Annotated in this window: 19 protein-coding genes; 3 read left to right on the top strand and 16 right to left on the bottom strand. The window is 72.4% G+C overall.

Translation table 11 applies throughout. The features are described 5' to 3' along the window. The first annotated feature begins 10 nt into the window (after window positions 1–10). From ACIQWX_RS38065 to ACIQWX_RS38055, 3 genes are read left to right on the top strand one after another with little or no spacing between them, the layout of a single operon-like run. The gene (locus ACIQWX_RS38065; protein ID WP_400881767.1) at window positions 11–505 is read left to right on the top strand and encodes a cupin domain-containing protein; all 495 of its coding nucleotides are present in this window, start codon (window positions 11–13) and stop codon (window positions 503–505) included. Beyond that, window positions 502–1,413: an alpha/beta fold hydrolase gene (locus tag ACIQWX_RS38060; protein WP_400881765.1), complete on the top strand. Its 912-nt coding sequence runs from the start codon at window positions 502–504 to the stop codon at window positions 1,411–1,413. Before ACIQWX_RS38065 ends, ACIQWX_RS38060 begins: the two co-directional genes overlap by 4 nt. After that, window positions 1,413–2,342 (top strand): 2,3-dihydroxyphenylpropionate 1,2-dioxygenase, encoded by a 930-nt coding sequence (locus ACIQWX_RS38055; protein ID WP_400881763.1) that lies wholly within the window; start codon window positions 1,413–1,415, stop codon window positions 2,340–2,342. Before ACIQWX_RS38060 ends, ACIQWX_RS38055 begins: the two co-directional genes overlap by 1 nt. A 4-nt stretch (window positions 2,343–2,346) precedes the next feature. On the opposite strand, the gene ACIQWX_RS38050 is transcribed toward ACIQWX_RS38055, so the two are convergent. The 16 genes from ACIQWX_RS38050 to ACIQWX_RS37975 form a co-directional block, all read right to left on the bottom strand. Then, window positions 2,347–2,520: a hypothetical protein gene (locus ACIQWX_RS38050; protein ID WP_400881761.1), complete on the bottom strand. Its 174-nt coding sequence runs from the start codon at window positions 2,518–2,520 to the stop codon at window positions 2,347–2,349. Window positions 2,521–2,658: 138 nt separating this feature from the next. Next, complete coding sequence (locus tag ACIQWX_RS38045) at window positions 2,659–3,324, bottom strand: RraA family protein (protein ID WP_400881759.1); 666 nt, start codon at window positions 3,322–3,324, stop codon at window positions 2,659–2,661. Next, window positions 3,321–4,331 carry an amidohydrolase family protein gene (locus ACIQWX_RS38040; protein ID WP_400881757.1) on the bottom strand — a complete coding sequence of 337 codons (1,011 nt, stop codon included), beginning with the start codon at window positions 4,329–4,331 and terminating at the stop codon, window positions 3,321–3,323. Before ACIQWX_RS38040 ends, ACIQWX_RS38045 begins: the two co-directional genes overlap by 4 nt. Then, window positions 4,328–5,641 carry an MFS transporter gene (locus tag ACIQWX_RS38035; protein ID WP_400881755.1) on the bottom strand — a complete coding sequence of 438 codons (1,314 nt, stop codon included), beginning with the start codon at window positions 5,639–5,641 and terminating at the stop codon, window positions 4,328–4,330. The genes ACIQWX_RS38040 and ACIQWX_RS38035 overlap by 4 nt, the downstream gene beginning before the upstream one ends. A gap of 86 nt (window positions 5,642–5,727) precedes the next feature. Then, window positions 5,728–6,636 carry a LysR family transcriptional regulator gene (locus ACIQWX_RS38030; RefSeq protein ID WP_400881753.1) on the bottom strand — a complete coding sequence of 303 codons (909 nt, stop codon included), beginning with the start codon at window positions 6,634–6,636 and terminating at the stop codon, window positions 5,728–5,730. Between the two features lie 45 nt (window positions 6,637–6,681). Continuing rightward, window positions 6,682–8,943, bottom strand: a complete 2,262-nt coding sequence (locus ACIQWX_RS38025) for a serine/threonine-protein kinase (RefSeq protein WP_400881751.1) — start codon at window positions 8,941–8,943, stop codon at window positions 6,682–6,684. A 306-nt stretch (window positions 8,944–9,249) separates the two neighbouring features. Next, complete coding sequence (locus tag ACIQWX_RS38020) at window positions 9,250–10,044, bottom strand: IclR family transcriptional regulator (protein WP_400881749.1); 795 nt, start codon at window positions 10,042–10,044, stop codon at window positions 9,250–9,252. Between the two features lie 21 nt (window positions 10,045–10,065). Further along, window positions 10,066–10,998: a PDR/VanB family oxidoreductase gene (locus tag ACIQWX_RS38015; protein WP_400881747.1), complete on the bottom strand. Its 933-nt coding sequence runs from the start codon at window positions 10,996–10,998 to the stop codon at window positions 10,066–10,068. Further along, window positions 10,995–11,174 carry a hypothetical protein gene (locus ACIQWX_RS38010; RefSeq protein WP_400881745.1) on the bottom strand — a complete coding sequence of 60 codons (180 nt, stop codon included), beginning with the start codon at window positions 11,172–11,174 and terminating at the stop codon, window positions 10,995–10,997. Before ACIQWX_RS38010 ends, ACIQWX_RS38015 begins: the two co-directional genes overlap by 4 nt. Continuing rightward, window positions 11,171–12,196 (bottom strand): Rieske 2Fe-2S domain-containing protein, encoded by a 1,026-nt coding sequence (locus tag ACIQWX_RS38005; RefSeq protein ID WP_400881743.1) that lies wholly within the window; start codon window positions 12,194–12,196, stop codon window positions 11,171–11,173. The genes ACIQWX_RS38010 and ACIQWX_RS38005 overlap by 4 nt, the downstream gene beginning before the upstream one ends. A 102-nt stretch (window positions 12,197–12,298) precedes the next feature. Next, on the bottom strand, window positions 12,299–13,465 hold the full coding sequence (locus tag ACIQWX_RS38000; RefSeq protein WP_400881741.1) for an NAD(P)/FAD-dependent oxidoreductase: 1,167 nt from the start codon (window positions 13,463–13,465) through the stop codon (window positions 12,299–12,301). Between the two features lie 87 nt (window positions 13,466–13,552). Next, on the bottom strand, window positions 13,553–14,497 hold the full coding sequence (gene sigJ / locus ACIQWX_RS37995) for an RNA polymerase sigma factor SigJ (protein ID WP_400881739.1): 945 nt from the start codon (window positions 14,495–14,497) through the stop codon (window positions 13,553–13,555). Window positions 14,498–14,517: 20 nt separating this feature from the next. Then, on the bottom strand, window positions 14,518–15,771 hold the full coding sequence (locus ACIQWX_RS37990) for an ABC transporter substrate-binding protein (protein ID WP_400881737.1): 1,254 nt from the start codon (window positions 15,769–15,771) through the stop codon (window positions 14,518–14,520). Then, the gene (locus ACIQWX_RS37985) at window positions 15,768–18,395 is read right to left on the bottom strand and encodes a family 78 glycoside hydrolase catalytic domain (protein ID WP_400881735.1); all 2,628 of its coding nucleotides are present in this window, start codon (window positions 18,393–18,395) and stop codon (window positions 15,768–15,770) included. Before ACIQWX_RS37985 ends, ACIQWX_RS37990 begins: the two co-directional genes overlap by 4 nt. Next, window positions 18,392–19,213: a carbohydrate ABC transporter permease gene (locus tag ACIQWX_RS37980; RefSeq protein ID WP_400881733.1), complete on the bottom strand. Its 822-nt coding sequence runs from the start codon at window positions 19,211–19,213 to the stop codon at window positions 18,392–18,394. The genes ACIQWX_RS37985 and ACIQWX_RS37980 overlap by 4 nt, the downstream gene beginning before the upstream one ends. Continuing rightward, on the bottom strand, window positions 19,210–20,157 hold the full coding sequence (locus tag ACIQWX_RS37975; RefSeq protein WP_400881731.1) for a carbohydrate ABC transporter permease: 948 nt from the start codon (window positions 20,155–20,157) through the stop codon (window positions 19,210–19,212). Before ACIQWX_RS37975 ends, ACIQWX_RS37980 begins: the two co-directional genes overlap by 4 nt. Window positions 20,158–20,221 lie beyond the last annotated feature (64 nt).

Raw genomic sequence — 20,221 nt, 5'->3', positions numbered from 1 at the left:
AAGGTGCGCCATGACCACGTCCGGACCCGGCTTCGCGATGACCGACTTCCTCGCGAGCATCGGCCACACCGTCCGCCCGGGCGGGCAGCGGCCGCTCGTCGTGCACGACGGCGAACTCGAGGAGATCCCGCCCGGCGCCGTCCCGAACCCGACGTCGCTGCGGATCGCCGGGAAGCTCCCGACCACGACGTTCGAGCTGTTCCGCCAGGTCATCCCGGCCGGCGAGAGCTCGGACATGCAACGCCACCACCACGAGACCGTCCACTTCGTCCTGTCCGGTGACGGCCACAGCGAGATCGAAGACGAAACCGTGTCGTGGACGACCGGCTCGTTCGTCTACACCCCGCCGTGGACGTGGCACCGCCACTACAACGACTCGGCCGTGCACGCGGTCGAGTTCCTGACCATCGAAAACTCGCGGCTGCTCGGCCTGTTCGGGCTCGGCCGCCGCCAGAGCGCGGGCCTGGCGACCCTGGCCGAAGCCCGCCACCGGGAGGACCAGTGACGACCACCGACCGCGCCACCCCGCCGATCCCCGGCCACGTCGGGATCTGGGGTGAGCTGGGCGAACTCGAGCACACCCTGCGCTACGTCGACGTGCCGCTGGACGGGCAGCCGGTGCGGACGCGGGTGCTGCAGGCCGGCAGCGGGCCCGACCTGGTGCTGCTGCACGGCACCGGCGGGCACCTCGAAGCGTACGCCCGCGACCTGGCCGGGCTGGCCCGCGACTTCCGCGTCACGGCCTACGACATGGTCGGCCACGGCTGGTCGGACCTGCCGGACCGGCCGTACACGATCGACGTCCTCTCGGCTCACCTCGTGTCCCTTTTGGACGTTCTCGGCATCGGGCGGGCGCACCTGTCCGGCGAGTCGCTCGGCGGCTGGGTGGTCGCCTGGACCGCCGCGCACCACCCGGACCGCGTCGACCGGCTGGTGCTCAACACCCCGGGCAACATCGCGAACAAGCCCGAGGTGATGGCCCGGATGCGCGACAGCACGATGGCGGCGGTGCTCGACCCCAGCGACGAGACCGTCCGGCGCCGTGTCGAATTCCTGTTCCACCACAAGGAGATGGTCACCGACGAGCTGGTGAACCTGCGCCGCCGCGTCTACTCCCGGCCGGGGTTCGTGCAGGCGATCACGAACACGCTGGTGCTGCAGGACCCCTTGGTGCGCAAGGACTTCGCCTGGGACCCGGCCTGGGTGTCGCGCGTGACGGCGTCGACGTTGCTGCTGTGGACCAGCCACGACCCCACCGGCGGGCTCGACGAGGCCGAGCTGCTGCTCGGCTGGCTGCCCGACGCGCGCCTGCACGTCATCGACGACGCCGGCCACTGGCCGCAGTGGGAGAAGGTCGGCGAGTTCCTCGACGTCCACCGCACCTGGCTGCTGACCGGAGAGGACCCGTCCTGATGGCCGAGATCGCCGGGTTCGCCGGGATGTCCCACAGTCCTTTCGCGACACTGCTGCCACCCCCGGCCGAGGGCGGCCCGGGCGCGCGGTTCCTCGCCGACGCCGCCCGGGTTCACCGCGCGGTGGAAGCACTGGCGCCGGACGCGATCGTCGTGATCGGGCCGGACCACTTCCACGGCAATTTCTACGACGTGATGCCGCCGTTCGTGCTCGGGGTCGAGCACGCGGCCGGTTTCGGGGACTTCGGCAGCACCGAGGGTCCGCTGCCGGTGGCGGGCCCACTTGCCTGGTCCGTCCACACCGGACTGACCGACGCGGGTTTCGATGTTTCGCTGTCGTACTCGCTCACCGTCGACCACGGCATCGTGCAGACGTACGAGATGCTGACGGGTGGGACCACGCTGCCGATGGTGCCGCTGGTCGTCAACACCGCGGCGCCGCCGCTGCCGTCGTTGCGGCGATGTGTCGACTTGGGCCGCGCCTTGGGTTCGGCACTGCGCGCGGCCGCCTTCCCCGGCCGTGTGCTGGTGGCGGCGAGCGGCGGGCTGTCGCACTGGCTGCCGTCGAACGACCCGCGCGAGGTGGCGGGCGAGCGCCGCGAGTCCCTGATCCACGGCCGCGCGGACGTCCGCGCCTTCGCCGCGGCCCGCGAACCCCGGGTCCGCGCGATGGGCGGCGACCCGGGCGCCCGGGTGAACGCGGAGTGGGACCGGTGGTTCCTCGACCGCCTGTCGGCCGGCGACGCGGAGGCGGTGGCCGGCCTCGGCCACGAGGCTCTGGAGGAGGCGGCGGGCAGCGGCGGGCACGAGGTGCGCTGCTGGCTGATCGGCCAGGTGGCCGCAGGGAGGCCGTTGGCGTGGACCGGCTACGAACCGGTCCCGGAGTGGATCACCGGCATGGGCATCGGCACCACCTTCCCCGTCGGCTGAGCCGTTACTCCCCCATCATCAGCCGCTCGCGAGAGGCGACCCACGACAGGTCGTAGCGCCCCTCCGCGATCGCCGCCAACGCGGCCGCTTCCTTGGCCGCCTGAGCGCCGGCGACGCCGAGGCGGTGGCCGGCCTCGGCCACGACGCCTTGGAAGAGGCGGCGGGCAGCGGCGGCCACGAGGTGCGCTGCTGGCTGATCGGCCAGGTGGCCGCAGGGAGGCCGTTGGCGTGGACCGGCTACGAACCGGTTCCCGGAGTGGATCACCGGCATGGGCATCGGCACCACCTTCCCCGTCGGCTGAGCACGGTTGAGCCGTTACTCCCCCATCATCAGCCGCTCGCGAGAGGCGACCCACGACAGGTCGTAGCGCCCCTCCGCAATCGCCGCCAACGCGGCCTCCTCCCGAGCCGCCTGGTCGCGGGCCCCCGCGAGCACCGCGGGGGCGTCGGCGACCGGGATCGCCAGCACGCCGTCTTCGTCGCCCACGACCAGGTCGCCCGGGTGGACGACCATTCCCCCGATCGACACCGGCACGTTCACCTCGCCGGGGCCGTTCTTGTGCGGCCCCCGGTGCGTCACGCCGCGGGCGAAGACCGGGAACGGGCGGCGGCGGATGGCCGCGACGTCGCGGATCGCGCCGTCGACCACGACGCCGGCCAGGCCGGCGCGCTCGGCGTAGCTGGTCATGATGTCGCCCATCAGCGCCTGGTCGAGCGCGCCGCCGCCGTCGACGACGAGCACGTTGCCGGGGCGGCAGTGGCCGAACGCGCGGTACACCGCCAGGTTGTCGCCGGCGCGGGTGCGGACCGTGACCGCCGTGCCCGCCATCGGCGTGCCGTCGTGCCGGTGGTGCAGCCCGACCGCGCCCGAAACCCGGGCCATGTTGTCGCTCAGCAGGGACACGGCCAGCCCGGCGGCCGCGGCGACGAGGTCAGCCGGAACGGGTTCGGGGGCAGGGTGGCGACGCCAGCCGATGGTCAACGGTGCTCCTTCGTTCGGACGGGCTGCGGGACTGGGAGCCGCGGGTACACCGAACGCGCGTTGCCCTCGAAGACGCGTTCGAGCTGAGCCGGCGCGAGTGCCGCTTCGACGTACCGGCGGGTGTCGTCGTAGGCGTGGCCGGACTCCGGGTCCGTGCCGTCGACGGCGCCGAAGGTCTCGGAGGCGAACAGGATGTTCCCGGCCGGCAGCACCCGGGTCAGCAGGTCGATCCCGGGCTGGTGGTAGACGCAGGTGTCGAAGAAGACGTTGCCGAGCAGGTGCTCGGCCAGGGGCGGCCGGCCGAGGTTCTGGGCCAGGCCGCGGAAACGGCCCCAGTGGTAGGGCACCGCTCCCCCGCCGTGCGGGATGACGAACCGCAGCGACGGGAAGTCCTCGAACAGGTCCCCCGCGAGCAGCTGCATGAACACGGCGGTGTCGGCGTTGAGGTAGTGCGCGCCGGTCGTGTGGGCGTTCGGGTTGTCCGAAGAGGACACGTGGATCATGGCCGGCACGTCCAGCTCGACCATGGCTTCGTAGAGCGGGTACCACGTGCGGTCGGTCAGCGGCGGGCCGGCCCAGTCGCCGCCGGAGGGGTCCGGGTTCAGGTTGCAGCCGACGAAACCCAGTTCTTCCACGCAGCGCCGCAGTTCCGGGACGCAGTCCGCGGGATCCGCGCCCGGCGCCTGCGGGAGCTGGCAGACCCCGGCGAAGCGCCCGGGGTACAGCCGCGCGACGCGGTGGACGAGGTCGTTGCACAGCCGGGACCACCGCTCGTTTTCCGCGGCGGGCGCGAGGTGGTGGCCCATGCTCGCCGCCCGGGGCGAGAAGATCGTCAGGTCGATGCCGCGTTCGGTCTGCCGGCGCAGCTGGTTCGGCTCGATCGTCTCGCGGAGCACGTCGTCGGAGAACACCGGCGGCGAGGCCGTGCCGCCGTCGATCTGCTGAGCGCGCCAATCGTGCAGCTCCCGCGGCGCGGTCGTGTAGTGGCCGTGGCAGTCGATGATCATGCGCGCAGCTCTCCGCCGGCCGGCGCCGGGACGGTGGTCGTCCCGTCCTTCGGCCGCACGCGCATCACCAGCGCGATGACCGTGGCGACGACGAGGAAAGCGGCGATGGTCAGCAGCGCCAGGCGGAAGCTGCCGGTCGAGCCGCGCACGAGCCCGATGCTCCACGGCCCGACCAGCCCGCCGAACTGCGCGATCGTGTTGATGAGGGCCACCGTCGCCGCCCCGGCGGCACCGGTGCGGAACGAAGACGCCAGGCTCCAGAACAACGGGTTGCCCGCGTAGATGAACAAGCCGGTCACGCACAACAGTCCGTACGCGACAACGGGGTTCGGCACGTAAGCGCTTCCCGCGATGGCGACGGCGCTCGCCCCGTACACGAACGCGAGGTGCTTCTTGCGGTCCCCGGTGCGGTCGGAGCTGCGGCTGACGACGAGCGTCCCCAGGACGCCGAGCAGCGGCGGGACGGCCGAGAGGAAGCCGACCTGCAGGGTGCTCAGGTGGCCGAGGCTCTTGATGATCTGCGGCAGCCACAGCAGCAGGCCGTAGATCCCGACCAGGGCGCAGCCGAACAGGATCGCGAGGCTCCACACGCGGCTGTCGCCGACGACCCGGCGCACCGGGACACGCGCCTCGTCGCCGCGTTCGGCGTCCAGTGTGGACTCCAGCCAGGCGCGCTGCTCCGGCTCGAGCCAGCGGGCGTCGGCGGGCCGGTCGGTCAGCCACTTCCACGCGCACAGCCCCAGCACGACGGCGGCGCCGCCTTCCACGAGGAACATCCACTGCCAGCCGGCCAGCCGGAGCAGGTCGTCGGCGTAGGTCATCAGCGCCGTCGACAGCGGTCCGCCCACCACGGCCGCGACCGCGCTGCCGATGATGTAGCCGCCGACCGCACGGGCCCGGTGCCGGACGGGGAACCACTGCGCCACGTACACCGCGACGCCGGGCAGGAACCCCGCTTCCATCACCCCGAGGAGGAACCGCATCACGTACAGGCTGGTGTCGTTGAAGACGAACGCCGTCAGCGCCGACACGACCCCCCACGTCAGCAGGATCCGCGCGATCCAGCGGCGGGCGCCGACGCGGTGCAGGATCAGGTTGCTGGGCACCTCGAGCAGCATGTAGCCGAGGAAGAAGATGCTGCCGGCGAAACCGAACGCGGCCGGGTCGATCTTCAGCCGCTCGCCCATTTCCAGCTGGGCGAAGCCGATGTTGATGCGGTCCAGGTAGTTCACGAACGTCATCACGAACAGCAGCGGGATCAAGCGCGTGTACAGCTTCTTGATCGTCGTCTTTTCGAGCCGATCAGTCATCGTCGACCTCAGCGATCTGCGGCGGGAAGGTCCTCCGATGCTAGGAAGCCGCCGGAGCCGGGGTCCAAGACCAGGATCGTCTTCTACTATTCGCCCTGGCTTATGGTGGCGCCCGATCCGGGCAAACAGTCCAAAAACTCCCGCAGGTGGGGCGACGGCTCGGCGGACCGGTAGGTCGCGGCCAGCGTGCTGATCCCCTGCTCGCCCGCCAGTCCGCTCACGTGCCGGTAGACGACGTCCGCGCGGCCGTGCGCCGCCACGGACTCACCGACGAACGTCATCCCGAGCCCGGCGGCGACCAGGGCGATCGCGGTCTGGATCTCGAACGTCCGGTGCGCGACGGACGGGACGAACCCGGCGTCGCGGAACAGCGCTTCCACCGACCGGGCGAACCGCGCGGAAGGCTGCTGCGGGAACAGGATCAGCGGGGTGTCGGCCAGGTCGGCGAGCCGCACCTCCGGCGCGGCCGCCGCCGGGTGATCGGGCGCCAGCACGACCGCCAGCGGCTCGCGCAGCAGGATCCGGGTCGTGCACCCGGCGACCGGGGCGGGCTGCCGGCCGATGCCGACGTGGATCCGGCCCTCGCGCAGCGCGTCCGCGTGGTCCTCGGTGACCATTTCGAACAGCTTGAGCTCGACCCGCGGGTGCGCGTGGTGGAACGCCTTCAGCGCGGGCGGGAGGACGCTGTACATCGACGAGCGTGTGAACCCGACGGCGAGCCAGCCCCGTTCCCCGGCCCCGATGTCCCGCGTCCCGACGGCGACCTGCTCGCACGAGGCCAGGATGTGCTGCGCCTCGGTGCAGAGGTAGCTGCCGGCCTCGGTCAGCCGCAGCGGACGGCGGCCCCGGTCGACGAGCTGCGCCCCGAGCTCCTTTTCCAGCCCGCGGATCTGCTGGCTCAGCGCGGGTTGCGCGAGGTGCAGCCGCTCGGCGGCGCGGGTGAAGTTCAGCTCCTCCGCGAGCACCACGAAGTAACGCAGGGTCCGAAGGTTCACAGCGCACCCTAACCGGCGACCGGGTGCGCGGCGACCGGACGGGGTTCAATGCGGCCGGGAGAGGTCGCCGGGCCGGAAGCCTTCGACGGTGTCGGTGACGGGTTCGTCGAGTTCGGCCTTGCGGGCGGCCGGGTAGACCCAGCGCAGCCCGGCCGCCGACCCCGCTCCGCTGGCTTCGTGCTCGTAGAAGATCCGGCCGTCGCCCTGGAAACCGGAGACCGTGTAGCCGTTCCGGTCGGCGGAGCGGAACGTCACCCGGCCGCCGTTGCCCTCCACCGACGCGATCAGCTCGGCCAGCTTGCCCGCCGGCGCGCCCGCCGAGTTGGTTCCCCACACCGTCAGCGTCGCGCCGAGGCCGGCGTCGGTGAACCGCATCCCCTCGCCGTTCTCCGGCACCCACGACGACGCCGTGTAGCCCGGCGGGACCAGCGTGGTGAACCCGAAACGGGCGTTCGTGTACGTGTTCCCGGCGGCAGGGGGCTCGGACGTCGGCGGCGCGGTCTTCTTCGAGGACGCTGTCGTGGCCGGAGCGGCCGTCTTGCCCAGCATCGTCAGAACCTTCGGCTGCAGCAGGTCGCCCAGCTCGGCGTACGGCAGCACGACAGTCTCGGACCCGGCCGCCGTGGCGCAGCCGAGGTCGTACCAAAGGACCTCGAACTCGGCGCCGGCGTCGGTGAAGCCGAACGTCGCGGCCGGCACGTGGTCACCGCCGCCGGTGCTGTCCGCGGCGTCGATGCCGACCCGCCGCTCCGCGTCCCCGGCGACGGTGGGCACGGTGCAGAACCCGTTCTTCGTGTGCGGGGACAGCCGCTCGGTCAGGGTCCGCATGCCCGCCGCCGTCAGGATTTCGGGCCGGAACACGTCCTTCGGACCGAGCACCCGCCCGGTGGCGAGGTCGACGGAAAGCGCTTCGGGGAACCGCCAGGTGGTGTGCGCCAGCACGTCCGAGTCGAGATCGTGGTCGTACCGCACGGAAAGCAGGCCCGGCGCCTGCCGCAGGACACGCGCGGACGAGTGCACCCGGAGCGTCTCGCCCTCCTGCCGGACCCGCTCGAGCGTGCTCGGTTCGGCGACACCGTCGTGAATGGACTCGAGCCGCTTGTCGACCGGTGCCCGCAGCGCGTCGTTGATCCGTTGCCGGAGCGCGGCGTCGGCGCCGCCTGCCACCTGCGGGTACTGGAGCTCGTAGCCGATCGGCAGCGCCGGGTCCTTTCCGGACGTCGTCTGCAGAGCGACCGTCAGCGGCGCGGGCGGGTCGTCCCCGTTCGGGATGAGCAGCACCCCACCGGCGACCAGCCCGCCGGCGATCACGACGGCGGCAGCGACCTTGCCCGCCATCGCCGCGGTCAGCCCCGTTCCGGTGCCCGTGGCCGTCGCCGTGGCACCCGCACCGGCCGCGGCGACCGGGGCGGCGGCCGTGCCCGCGGTGGTCAGCAGCGCCAACGGCGTCAGCGCCGTCAGGGCCGCGGCCGAGGTGGCCAGCCGCTTCCAGCCGCGTTTCTCCCAGTTCTTCCCGTACGCCTTGCGCGCGACGGCTTCCAGCTCGGTGATGAAGGCACCCGCGGTCGCCGGCCGCCACGCCGGGTCCTTCGCCATGCCCCGCGCGATCAGCGGGCGCAGCGGCTCGGGCACCGCGTCCATCGGCACCGGCGCGCCGCCGTGCAGGGCGCGCAGCTGCTCGCGCGTGTCCGCGTCGAACGGCCGGTGCCCGGTGACGCACTGGTAGAACACGCACGTCGCCGCGTAGACGTCGGTGGCGGGCATCCCCGCCTGGCCCGCCCACTGCTCCGGCGCCATGTAGGACGGGGATCCGGCGGTCAGTCCGTTGTGTCCGTCCAAAGTGGCCAGTCCGAAGTCGACCAGCTTCGACTCGCCTTCCCGCGACACCAGGACGTTCCCCGGCTTGTAGTCCCGGTGGACCACGCCGGCCGCGTGCGCGTCGGCGAGGCCGAGCAGCGAGCCCTTCAGGATGGCCAGCGCCGCCTCGGGCGCCAGGACGTTCTCCGCCACGAGCAGGGCGCGCAGCGACACGCCGGGCACCGCCTCCATAACCAGCGCGGCGCCCTGGGGCGTCTCGACGAAGTCGAAGAGGCGGACGACGTGCGGGCTCCGCACGCCGGACAGCAGCCACGCCTCCTGCCGGAAGGAGCCGGCGACCCGCGCGTCGGCGAGGAACTCCGCGCGCAGGTACTTGATCGCCGCGAGCTGCCCGGTGGACTCGTGCTTGGCCAGCACGACCCGCCCGAAGCCGCCGCTGCCGAGCACGTCCACTTCGGCGTACCCGGGCACGCTCCAGGTGTCGTCCATCCCCGCCGCTCCCCCTCGCCGTGTCCCCCTCGCGGAGGCAGACGATAACCCGCCGGCGCGCCCGCCCGTGGCGATTCACGCGAAAGTGTCACTCGCGCCTGGTCGCGGGGGTGGTGGAAGCGCGACTCACCTCGGCCGCCCCGCTGGGAACACCCGCGACGACCCACCCGCCAACGACCGCCCGATCCCCCGCCATCACCAACGGCGCCGACCCACCCACCGACGCGCCCCGATACGCACGACGAGCGACACCGCCGCCGCGAAAGTGTCACTCGCGCCCGGTCGCGGGGGTCGTGGAGGCGCCACTCACCGCGGCCGCCCCGCCGGGAACACCCGCGGCGACCCACCCGCCAACGACCGCCCGATCCCCCGCGCCGCCGCCATCACCAACGGCGCCAACCCACCCGCCGACGCACCACCCGCCCGCACCACCAACGACACCGCCGCCACCACACTCCCGTCCGCGGCGAACACCGGGGCGCCGACGGACAGCGCGTCGACCGTCACCTGCCCGTCGCTCACCGAATACCCGAGCTTGCGGACGTCGGCGAGCATGCGGCGCAGCCGGGCCGGATCCGCGACCGTCTTCGGCGTGAACGTCCGCAGCGTCCCGCCGAGGACCTCCTCCTGCAGGGCCGCGGGCGCGTGGGCCAGCAGGACGAGCCCGACCCCGGTGGCGTGCAGGGCGAACCGGCCGCCGACGCGGGTCCAGACCGGTACCGCGTCGCGGCCGGCGATGCGTTCGACGAACACGACCTCGAGGCCCTCGCGCACGGCCAGCTGGACGTTCTCGTGCGTCACCTCGTACAGGTCTTCGAGGAACGGCATGGCCGCGTCACGCAGGCCGAGCCCGCGCGGCGCGAGCGACGCGACCTCCCACAGCCGCAGCCCGACGCGGTAGCGGCCCGCGGCGTCGCGCTCCAGCGCACCCCACTCCACCAGCTCGGCCGCGCGCCGGTGGGCGGTCGCCAGCGAAACGCCCGAACGGCGGGCCAGTTCGCTCAAGCTGAGCTCGGGGGCGTCCGGCGTGAACGCCTCGAGCAGCGCCAGCACCTTGCTCGTCACCGAGGTGCCGGCGCCGTGCTCGGCTCGCCGGGTCATCGCCTCACGCTACCCGGCGCGTCACAGGTCCAGCACCAGCCGCGAACCGGCGCAGCGCGACACGCAGATCATCATCACGTCGCCGGCGTCCTGCTCGGCCGGGGTGAGCACGGCGTCGCGGTGGTCGGGCACGCCCGCCAGGACCCCCGTCTCGCACGTCCCGCACGTCCCCTCCCGGCACGACGACAGGACCGCCACGCCGGACTCCTCCACGACCTCGAGCACCGACCGGTCCGCCGGCACCGCGAGGGTGCGCCCCGACTGCGCCAGCTCCACCTCGAACGCGGTTTTCGCCTCGGTGTCCGGTTTCGCCGTGAACCGCTCGACGTGCAGCGTGCCGGGCGCGCAGCGCTCCTCCACCGCCGCCAGCAGCGGCTCCGGGCCGCAGCAGTACACGGCCGCCCCCGGCTCGGCGGCCAGTGCCGCGTCGAGGTCGAGCAGGCCGCGTTCGTCCTGCGGGACCAGCTCGACGCGGTCGCCGTAGCGCTCCCGCAGTTCGGCGGCGAACGCCATCGACGCCCGCGTGCGGCCGCCGTACAGCAGCCGCCAGCCGGCGCCCGCCGCCTCGGCCGCGGCGATCATCGGCACGAGCGGCGTGATGCCGATCCCGCCCGCGACGAACAGGTAGCGCGGCGCCGGTTCGAGCGCGAAGTGGTTGCGCGGGCCGCGCACGCGCAGGGTCGCCCCGGCCACCAGCCGCTCGTGGACGTGCGCCGACCCGCCGCGGCCGTCGGGTTCCCGCAGCACCGCCACCCGCAGCACCGACCGGTCGGCCGGGTCGCCGCACAGCGAGTACTGCCGCACGAGATCAGGACCCAGCACCAGGTCCAGGTGCGCGCCCGGCTCCCACGCCGGCAGCGCCGCGCCGTCCGGGTCGCGCAGGGTCAGCCGGACGACGTCGTCGGCGACGCGCTCCTTGTGCGCCAAAACCACTTCCAGCTCGGGACCGCTCATCGTTCCCGCCCGTCGTGGCCGCCGGGGTGGGCCAGCAGCCAGTCCCACAGCTCCACCGGGTCCTCCGACTCGTGCTCGGCGCCGCAGTGGCACACCCCGACGAGCACGTCGGTGCCGAGCTTCCAGTGGATGCGGACCACGGTGTCGCCGGACAGCATCGCCACGCGGGTGCTCACGAGGCCGCCAGCTTCGCGAGGATGCGCCGCGCGGCCAGGCCCCCGGTGTCGATGTTGACCGAAAGCTCCTGGTAGCCCTCGGGTTCCGCGGCGATCACGCGTTCGAGGATGTCGAGCGCGCGCACGTCCTGCAGCACCACCGTGCGGTTGTTCTCGGCCAGGAAGCCGGACACGCCTTCGTCGCCGAGCGCGAAGTCCCGGGCCACGGCCCAGAAGTCGTGCGTGCTGTGCTCGGTCTCCGGGGTGATCGCGTAGACGACCTCGACGTGGAAGCCGCCGGGGTCGGTGCCGTCGTCGTTCGGCAGCACGCCGACCGGCGCGATCCGGCTGTGCAGCAGGTAAAGGCACGGCGGGTGGTACTCGATGTCCTGCCAGCGCGTGATCCGGCCTTCGATGCCGGTCGACTTCGCGTAGAACGGCGGGCATTCGGCGTCGGCCATGTGCCGGCTCACGTAGATGATCCCGCGGTCCTCGTCGACCTCGGTGGTGATGGGCGTTTCCGCCACCTCCGGCGTCCCGATGTAGCCGCCGTGCAGGTAGGTCTCGTGGGAGAGGTCGAGCAGGTTGTCCACGAGCAGCTCGTACCGCGCGGCGAGCGGTTCCCTCCCGCTCACGGTCGTGTAGGCCGGGTCCGCGAGCCACGGCGCACGCGGGATCGCCGCCGGATCGGCGAGGTCGCGCTCGCCGATCCAGACCCAGACGAACGAGTCCTGCTCCACGACGGGGTAGGACGGAACCCGCGCGGTGCGGGGAATCCGCTTCTGGCCGGGGACGGACACGCACGAACCGGCGCGGTCGTAGGTGAAGCCGTGGTAGCCGCAGACGACCTGGTCGCCGTCGAGGCGGCTCTCGGACAACGGGTAGCGGCGGTGCACGCAGCGGTCGGCGAGCGCGACGACCTCACCGGATTCCGTGCGGTAGAAGACGATCGGCTCGCCGAGCACCGTGCGGGCGAACAGCTCGCGCCCGACCTCGCGGCCGTAAGCGGCGACGTACCACTGGTTCCGGGCGAACGCGGCCATGGCGTTTCAGAGCTCCTTCGATCGGGGACGGCTCCCCGAAGCTCTCACCCCCGCCACCGCGACGGCCATCCGGCTTTTCACTGGCTGAAAGGACTGATCGGGCTACGCGGAAATCGCGGCGGGTTCCGTGGCGAGGTGACGCCGGCGCGCCGGCAGCATCGACGTCGGGTGCGAGACACTCCAAGCCGCGGCCCGGCAGATCATCTCCTTGATCCGCGCGGCCGTCCTGCCGGTCACCGCGGACGGCTTGGGCCGGTCGTCGGGCGTCACCCACTGCACGATCGCGTCGCGGCGGCCGAGACTCATGCACTGGGCGGTGTAGCCGATCTTGTTCTCCGGCAGGGCTTTCCCGGTCAGGCGGGCGGCGATGGCGTCGGCCGCCTGGTAGGCCGTTGGCACCCCCGAAGCGCAGGACATCCGCAGCGGCGAGCCGCTCGCGCCCGGGGCGAGCGCGGCGTCTCCGACCGCGTAGACGTCCGCGTGCGACACCGACCGCATCGTTTCGTCGACGACGATCCGGCCCGTCGCGGAGACCTCCAGCGTCGTCGCCGCGGCGATCGGGTGCACGGCGAACCCGGCCGTCCAGACCGTCACGCGCGCCGGGAGCACGCGGCCGTCCGCGGTCACCGCGCCGTCCGGCTCGACGCCCGCGATGTCCGTGTCCTCGTGCACGGTGATGCCGAGCCGGTCGAACGCCTTGCGCAGGTGACGCCGGGCCTTCTCGCTCAGCCAGTCGCCGAGGCCGCCGCGGGCGGCGAGGGCGACGTCGAGATCCGGGCGCGCTTCGGCGATCTCGGTGACGGCTTCGATCCCCGTGAGGCCACCGCCGACGACGAGCACGGCTTCGCCCGCGGCAAGACCGGCCAGCCGCGCACGCAGCCGCAGCGCCTGCTGCTTGCTCGCGAGGAATTGAGCGTGCTCGGCGACGCCGGGGACGCCGCAGTCGGCGGCCGCGCTGCCGAGGGCGTAGACGAGCGTGTCGTAGGCGAGCTCACCGTCGTCGAGGGCGACGGTCTTGCGGTCGACGTCCACCGCGGTGACCCGCGCGGTCCGCACCCGCACGCCCGTGCCGGCGAAGACGTCGGTCAGGGCGCGGTGCCGCAGGTCCTGGCCGGTCGCGAGCTGGTGCATGCGGACGCGTTCGACGAACTCGGGGTCGGCGTTGACGAGCGTGACCTCGGTGCCGGCGGGGTGCAGCCGCTTGGCCAGGCGCCCGGCCGCGTTGGCCCCGGCGTACCCGGCCCCGAGGACGACGATGCGGTGCTTCATGGTTTCCCTCATTCCTGTCCGGCTCGTGTGTCGCTCCCTGAACCGGGCAGCGGCGCGAAACCTGACAGGAGCGCGGTGTGATCCGGGTCACCAGGCGCCGGTGAGCGGCTCCCCGTGCCCGGCGGTGGCCCACTGACGCGTGACGCGGGCGAGCTTGGCCGGGTTGACCTGGGCGTGGACGGCCGCGATGCCGTCGGCGGTCACGTCCAGCGAGACGACGCCGGCGACCCGCTCGCCGACCACCAGCACCAGGGCGGGCACGCCGTTGACGACCTCGGCGAACAGGACGGGCTTGCCGCCGATCAGCTCCCACTTGGCCGCGCTGGGCTCGAAGAGCCCGCGCAGGAACCTCGCCACCCGCACCGCGCCGGTGATCGGCCGCGGCAGCGAGAAGAGCACGCCGCCGCCGTCGCCCACGCTGGTCGCGTCGTCGGTCAGCAGCTTCACCAGCGAGTCGGTCCGCCCGCTGAGCGCCGCGGCGAGGAACTCCTCGACGATCTTGCGGGCCGCGCCCGCGTCGACCGCCACCCGGCGCCGATCGGTCGCCAGGTGCTGCTTCGCGCGCCGGTAGATCTGCTGGCAGTTCGCCTCGGTCAGGTCGAGCACTTCGGCGATCTCGCCGTGCGAATACCCGAACGCCTCCCGCAGCACGTAGACGACGCGTTCCTTGGCCGAGAGCCGTTCCATCAGCGTCAGCAGCGCGATCGAGACCGATTCACGCTGCTCGGCGGTGTCCGACGGGCCGAGCATCCGATCGCCGGCGAAGACGGGCTCGGGCAGCCACTGGCCGACGTAGGTCTCCCGCTTGGCCCGCGCGGAGGTGAGCCGGGTGAGGCAGAGGTTGGTGAGCACCTTGGTCAGCCAGGCTTCGGGTGTCTCGATGAGCGCGCGGTCGGCGGCCTGCCAGCGCAGGAACGTGTCCTGCACTGCGTCCTCGGCATCATTCGCGGAGCCGAGCAGCCGGTAGGCGATCGCCTCCAGCCGCGCCCTGGCCCCCTCGAACACCTCGACCTCGTGCGCGCCCACCAGCATGGTGCCAAGCTAACACCCGATCACGCGCCCGCCTTGTAGTCGGCGTCCATCGCCGCCAGGACCTTGTCCGGGGTGGACTGCTTGCTGAACACCTCCTGGATGCCGGTGAGCATCGTCTGCTGGACCTTCGGGTTCGGCCACAGCTGGTCCATGAACGGGACCGTCTTGTTCTGCCCGAGGTACGCCGACAGCTCGGTGAGCGACGGGTCGAGCTTGAACCCGGTGTCCGGCAGTGCAGGGAGGCCGCCCTGCTTCTCCGCGAACAGGTTCATGCCCTGCGGGGACATCACGAAGCTGATGAACTTCATCGCCAGCTCCGGGTCCTTGGCCTTCGCGTTGACGCCGTAGCCCGCGCCGGCCGCCGCCGGGACGATCGTCCGCGCCGGGTCGTCGCCCGCCGGGACCGGCTTGAGGGTGAACGTGCCGCTCGGGTTCTGCTTCTTCAGCAGCGAGATCACCCAGTTGCCCTGGATGATGCCCAGCGTCTTGCCGGTCGCGGCCAGCTTCTGGCTGGCCTCGTAGCTGGTGCCGAGCGGGTTCTCTTGGAAGCAGCCCGCTTGGTCCATTTCGCCGTACTTGGCGAACGCGGCCGCCCACGGCGAGCTCGCGAAGGAAGTCTGGCCGGCCGCCATCTTCTTCTCGAACTCGCGGTCCGGGCCGTAGACCAGGGTGGCCGCCAGCGGGTACAGGGCGACCTGCGTGACCCAGTTGTCCTGGATGCCGAGCGCGAACGCCGGCGTGCCCTTCTCCTTGGCCGCGCGGCAGAACGCGAGCAGCTCGGTCCACGTCGCCGGTGCCGTGAGGCCCGCCTTGGCCATCGCCTCCTGGTTGTAGACCGCGCCGATGCCGTTGATCCCGTAGATCGCGTTGTACGTCTTGCCCTGGTACTGCGCGACCTCGCTGACCACCGGCGGGAACTTCGCGACCCACGGCTGGTCGGACAGGTCCTTCAAGTAGCCGCCCTTGGCCAGGACGGTGACCGTGCCGGGGTTTCCGTTGCCCGGCCACACCGACATGACGTCCGGGGCGGTGCCGGACGCGAGCTGGGTGCGGATCTGCTGCTGGAACTGGTCGGCGCCGCCGGTCGTGAAGTTCACCTTCACCCCGGGGTTGGCCGCTTCGAACGCTTTGACGACGTCCTCGATGGACCCCTGGTCGACCGAGGCGAGCGAAAGCGTCTGCGTGCCACCGGTGCCGGCGGCGTTCGTGCCGCCGCTGCAGGCGACCAGCGCGGCGCCGGTCGTCACGGCCAGCAGGACGTGGCGGATCTTCATGGCAGCTCCTTCGGGGAGGTGGCGGTGACGACGTGGTGGCCGGAGGTCAGCCGGAGGGTGGTGCCGGTCCGGGTCCCGTGCTCGCTCGCGATGCTCGCCGGGTCGGTCGTGGGGACTTCCAGGACGGCGGTGGCCCCCGGCGGGACGTCGGCGGTGACGGTGATCCGGTCGCCGTCGAGCGCCCAGCCGCAGGCGACCCGGCCGCGGGCGGTTTCCTGCTCGGCCCGGGCCCAGGTGAGCGTGCCGCCGGGCAGGGGTCGCAGCCGGAGTTCCGAGTACGCGACCGAAGACGCGGTCTGGTCGATGCCCGCGACCCGGCCGTAGAGCCAGTCGCCGACGCTGCCGAGGCTGTAGTGGTTGAACGAGTTCATCGCGGCGGACTGGAACCCGCCGTGCTCGGTCCAGCCGTCCCAGCGCTCCCAGATCGTGGTGGCACCGTGGCGGATCGAGTAGCCCCACGACGGGAACTCCTCCTGCTGCAGCAGCGCGTACGCGAGGTCGTCGCGGCCGTGGTCGGCCAGCACCGGGCAGAGCAGGGCGACGCCGACGAACCCGGTGGTGAGCCGGTTGCCGCGCTTTTCGACGTCGGCCGCCAGGTGGTCGACGGCGGCGCGGACCAGGCCGTCCGGGACCAGGCCGAAGGCCAGCGCCAGCAGGTAGGCGGTCTGGGTGCCGCCCTCGACCGCGCCGTCTTCGTCCACATAGGACTCGATGAACGCGGCGCGGATGTCCGCGTGCAGGGCGCGGTGTTCGGCCGCGACGCCGGTTCGGCCCAGTACCTCGGCGGCCTCGGCCACGATCTGCGCGCTGCGGGCGAAGTAGGCCGTCGAGAGCACGTCCCGCGGTGTGGTGACGTCGATCTGCAGCCAGTCGCCGTAGGAGTTCCCGGTCCGGTGGCGCCAGCGCAGGTCCGGGTTGTGCCGGTGGATGTGGCCGACCCAGGCGACCATCGCGGCGAAGCACCGTTCGAGCACGCGGCGGTCGCCGTAGGTGCGGTACAGGTGCCACGGGACGATCACGCCGGCGTCGCCCCAGGCCGGTGCGGCCTCGCGGGGCATCGCGATGCGCGGGGCGACGTCGCCGAACGCGCCGTCGGCGTCCTGGCCGTCGACGACGTCGGCCAGCCACCGCGCCAGGAACGCGGAGACGTCGGCGTTGCGGCTGGCGGTGGGCGCGAAGATCTGCGCGTCACCGAGCCAGCCGAGGCGTTCGTCGCGCTGCGGGCAGTCGGTGGGGACCGCGACGAAGTTGCCCCGCTGGCCCCAGGAGATGTTGGCCTGCAACCGGTCGACCAGCGGGTCGGAGCACGCGAACGACCCCGTCCACGGGGTGTCGTTGTGCAGCACCCGCGCCACCACGTCGTCCGCCGAGACGGCGTACCCGGTGACCTCCAGGTAGCGGAAGCCGTGCACGGTGAACCGCGGCTCGAACACCTCGACCGGCTCTCCGCCGCACACGTAGCTGTCGGTGGCCGTGGCGCGCCGCAGGTTCGTCACGTACAGCTCGCCGTCGTCGAGGATCTCGGCGTGCCGCAGGACGATCCGGCGGCCGGCGGGTGCGTCGCGCACGGTCAGCCGCACCCGGCCGACGAGGTTCTGCCCGAAGTCGACGATGCACCGCCCGGGTTCCCGTTCCACCACGGAGATCGGTGCCACCTCCCGCGTGACGCGGATCGGCGCGTCGGGTTCGGCCACCAGCGGTCCCGGCTCGGTGCCGAGCACGGTCACCGGCCGGCCCGGTCCGTCCACAACAGACGCGTCGACGTGCTCGCCCAGCAGCAGGTCGGCGAAGCGGACGGCACCCGGCCGCTCGGCCCAGGCGGAGTCCGTCGCCACCACCTGGCGGGAGCCGTCGGCGAAGTCGACGACGAGCTGGGCGAAGAAGCCCGGGTGTTCGCCGTAGTGGCGGGCGGCCCGGCGCTCGTCGAACCCGACGAACCCGGACCACCAGCCGTCGGCGACGACCGCGCCGAGCGCGTTTTCCCCGGTCCGCAGCAGCGAGGTGACGTCGTAGGTCTGGTACTGCAGCCGGTGGTGGTACTCGGTCCACCCGGGGGCCAGCTCGACGTCGCCGACGCGCACCCCGTTCAGCGACGCCTCGTACACGCCGTGCGCGGTGGCGTACAGGCGGCCCCGCACCGGTTCCCGCGTCAGCGCGAACTCGCGGCGCAGGTTCAGCGGCGGCTCGCCGAGCGGCCGGTCGTGGTCCGTCGGCGGGTCGAACGCCGGTTGCGCGTGGGGGTCGCGGCCGATCCACACCGCGGTCCAGTCTTCGCGGTGCAGGAGGCCGGTCTCGAACCAGCTCTCCCCCGTGCCCGCGGCGGCACCGGTCTCGTCCCAGAGTTCGACGCGCCAGTGGTAGCGGGTGGCCGAGCGCAGGACCGGCCCGTCCCACGGCACGAGCACGCCGTCGCCGGACTCGCGGCGGCCGCTGTCCCACAGCAGCCGCGCGGGGTCGTCGAGGTCGGCCGCGCGGTCGGCCGCGGTGATCCGGTAGGCGCTCTGCGCGGCGCCGTGGCGGTCGCTCGCCAGCCGCCACGACAGCCGCGGGCGCGGCTCGCCGAGGCCGAGGGGTTCGTGGCGCTGCTCGGTCTGGAGTGCGTACGGCGTCAGCGTGTCCGTCATCCTTTGAGCCCTCCGGCGAAACCGTTGATGATGCTGCGTTGCAAGGCGAAGTAGACGACCAGGATCGGCACGACGCTGATCACCAGCGCGGCGAAGATGAGGTTCCAGTCGGAGACGTACTGGCCGACGAACCCGGCGATGGCGACCGGCAGCGTCTGCTGCGCGCCGCCGCTGAGGTACAGCAGCGGGGTGAAGAAGTCGTTCCACACCGCGACCGCGTTGAGCACCAGCGCGGTCACGGTGACCGGCTTGAGCATCGGCAGCACGACGTACCGGAAGCCCTGCAGCGTCGTGCAGCCGTCGATCAGCGCGGCGTCCTCGAACTCGCGCGGCACCGCGCGCAGGAACCCGACGTACAGGAACGTCGTGAACGGCACCTGCAGCCCGGAGTAGAAGAGGATCAGCGCCCACGGCGTCCCGAGCAGGCCGAGGTCGCGCATCGTCTGGTAGAGCGGCAAAGCGGCCAGCTGGAACGGCAGCACCAGGCCCAGCAGGATCAGCAGGAACGTCCACCGCGACCACCGCGCGGCCACCCGGGCCAGCGGGTAGGCCGCGAGCGCGGAAACAGCCAGGATGACCACCACGGACCCCACCGTGACCAGGACGCTGTTGGCCAGCGCGCCGCCGAGCGCACCCTGCTGCCACGCCTGCGTGAAGTTGCCGAAGGTCGGGGACGCCGTCGGCGCGAGCGGCGACGAGGTGTCCGACGGCGGCCGGACGGCCAGGTTGACCAGCACGTACACCGGGAACGCGAAGACGAGCCCGGCCGCGATCATCACCAGCTCGAGGGTGAGCGTGCGGGCGCGGTACCGGTTCACGACGTCGCCTTCTCGGCTCGCGACAGCCCGAAGTACTGCCCGCTCGACACCACCGAGACGATCAGGGCCAGCACCAGCGCCAGCGCGATGCTGTACCCGAACTCCCCGAGGGTGAAAGCGTCCTTGTAGATCAACGTCGAGAGCGTGTCGGTCGCGTGGCCCGGCCCGCCGCCGGTCAGCGCGTACACCTGGTCGAACAGCTTGAGCCCGCCGATGATCGACAGCATCAGGTTGATCGTGAACGCCGGCGCCAGCAGCGGCCGGGTCACCGAGCGGAACCGCCGCAGCGCCCCGGCGCCGTCGATGGCGGCCGCCTCGTGGATTTCGCGCGGGATCGACTGCAGGCCGGCCACGAAGATCACCATCGAGTAGCCGGCGTACTGCCACACGATCACGCCCACGACCGACCACAGCGCGATGTCCGGGTCGCCCAGCCAGTCCTGCCGCCACGAGCCGAGGCCGACGACGCCGAGCAGGCTGTTCACGGCGCCGTCCGGGCCCAGCAGGTTGCGCCACAGGTAGGCGGACACGATCGGGGTGACCAGCGCGGGCGCGAACAGGAAGACGCGGAGCACGTTGCGGGACTTGATGATCGTGGTGACCCCGAGGGCCAGCAGGAGCCCGATCCCGTTCTGGAGGACCGTGATCGCCACCGCGATCACCAGCGTGTGCCAGAGCGCCTGCGTGGCCGCCGGGTCGGCCACCATGTCGGCGAAGTTCCCGAAGCCGACCCACGAGAAGTCCGGGGACAGGCCGTCCCAGTCGGTGAAGGCGTAGTACACGCCCCGGGCACTGGGGACGAGCACCACGAACGCGAACAGCAGCAGGGCCGGGACGGTGAACCACCACGGGACGCCCCGGCCGTTCACCCCGCTCGGCCCGCCGCGACGACGGGCCGGCGTGGCCGCAGCTTCCGCCCGCGGTTCCTTGATGGCGGCAGTCATTGGCGCCCACCTTGTTTGAACGTTTCAAGTTGACGAACGAACGGTTCGGCCAGGTCTCGGAGAG

The organism is Amycolatopsis sp. NPDC098790, from assembly GCF_044759945.1.
Classification (GTDB): domain Bacteria; phylum Actinomycetota; class Actinomycetes; order Mycobacteriales; family Pseudonocardiaceae; genus Amycolatopsis.
This window is presented reverse-complemented; position numbering and strand designations above follow the sequence as displayed.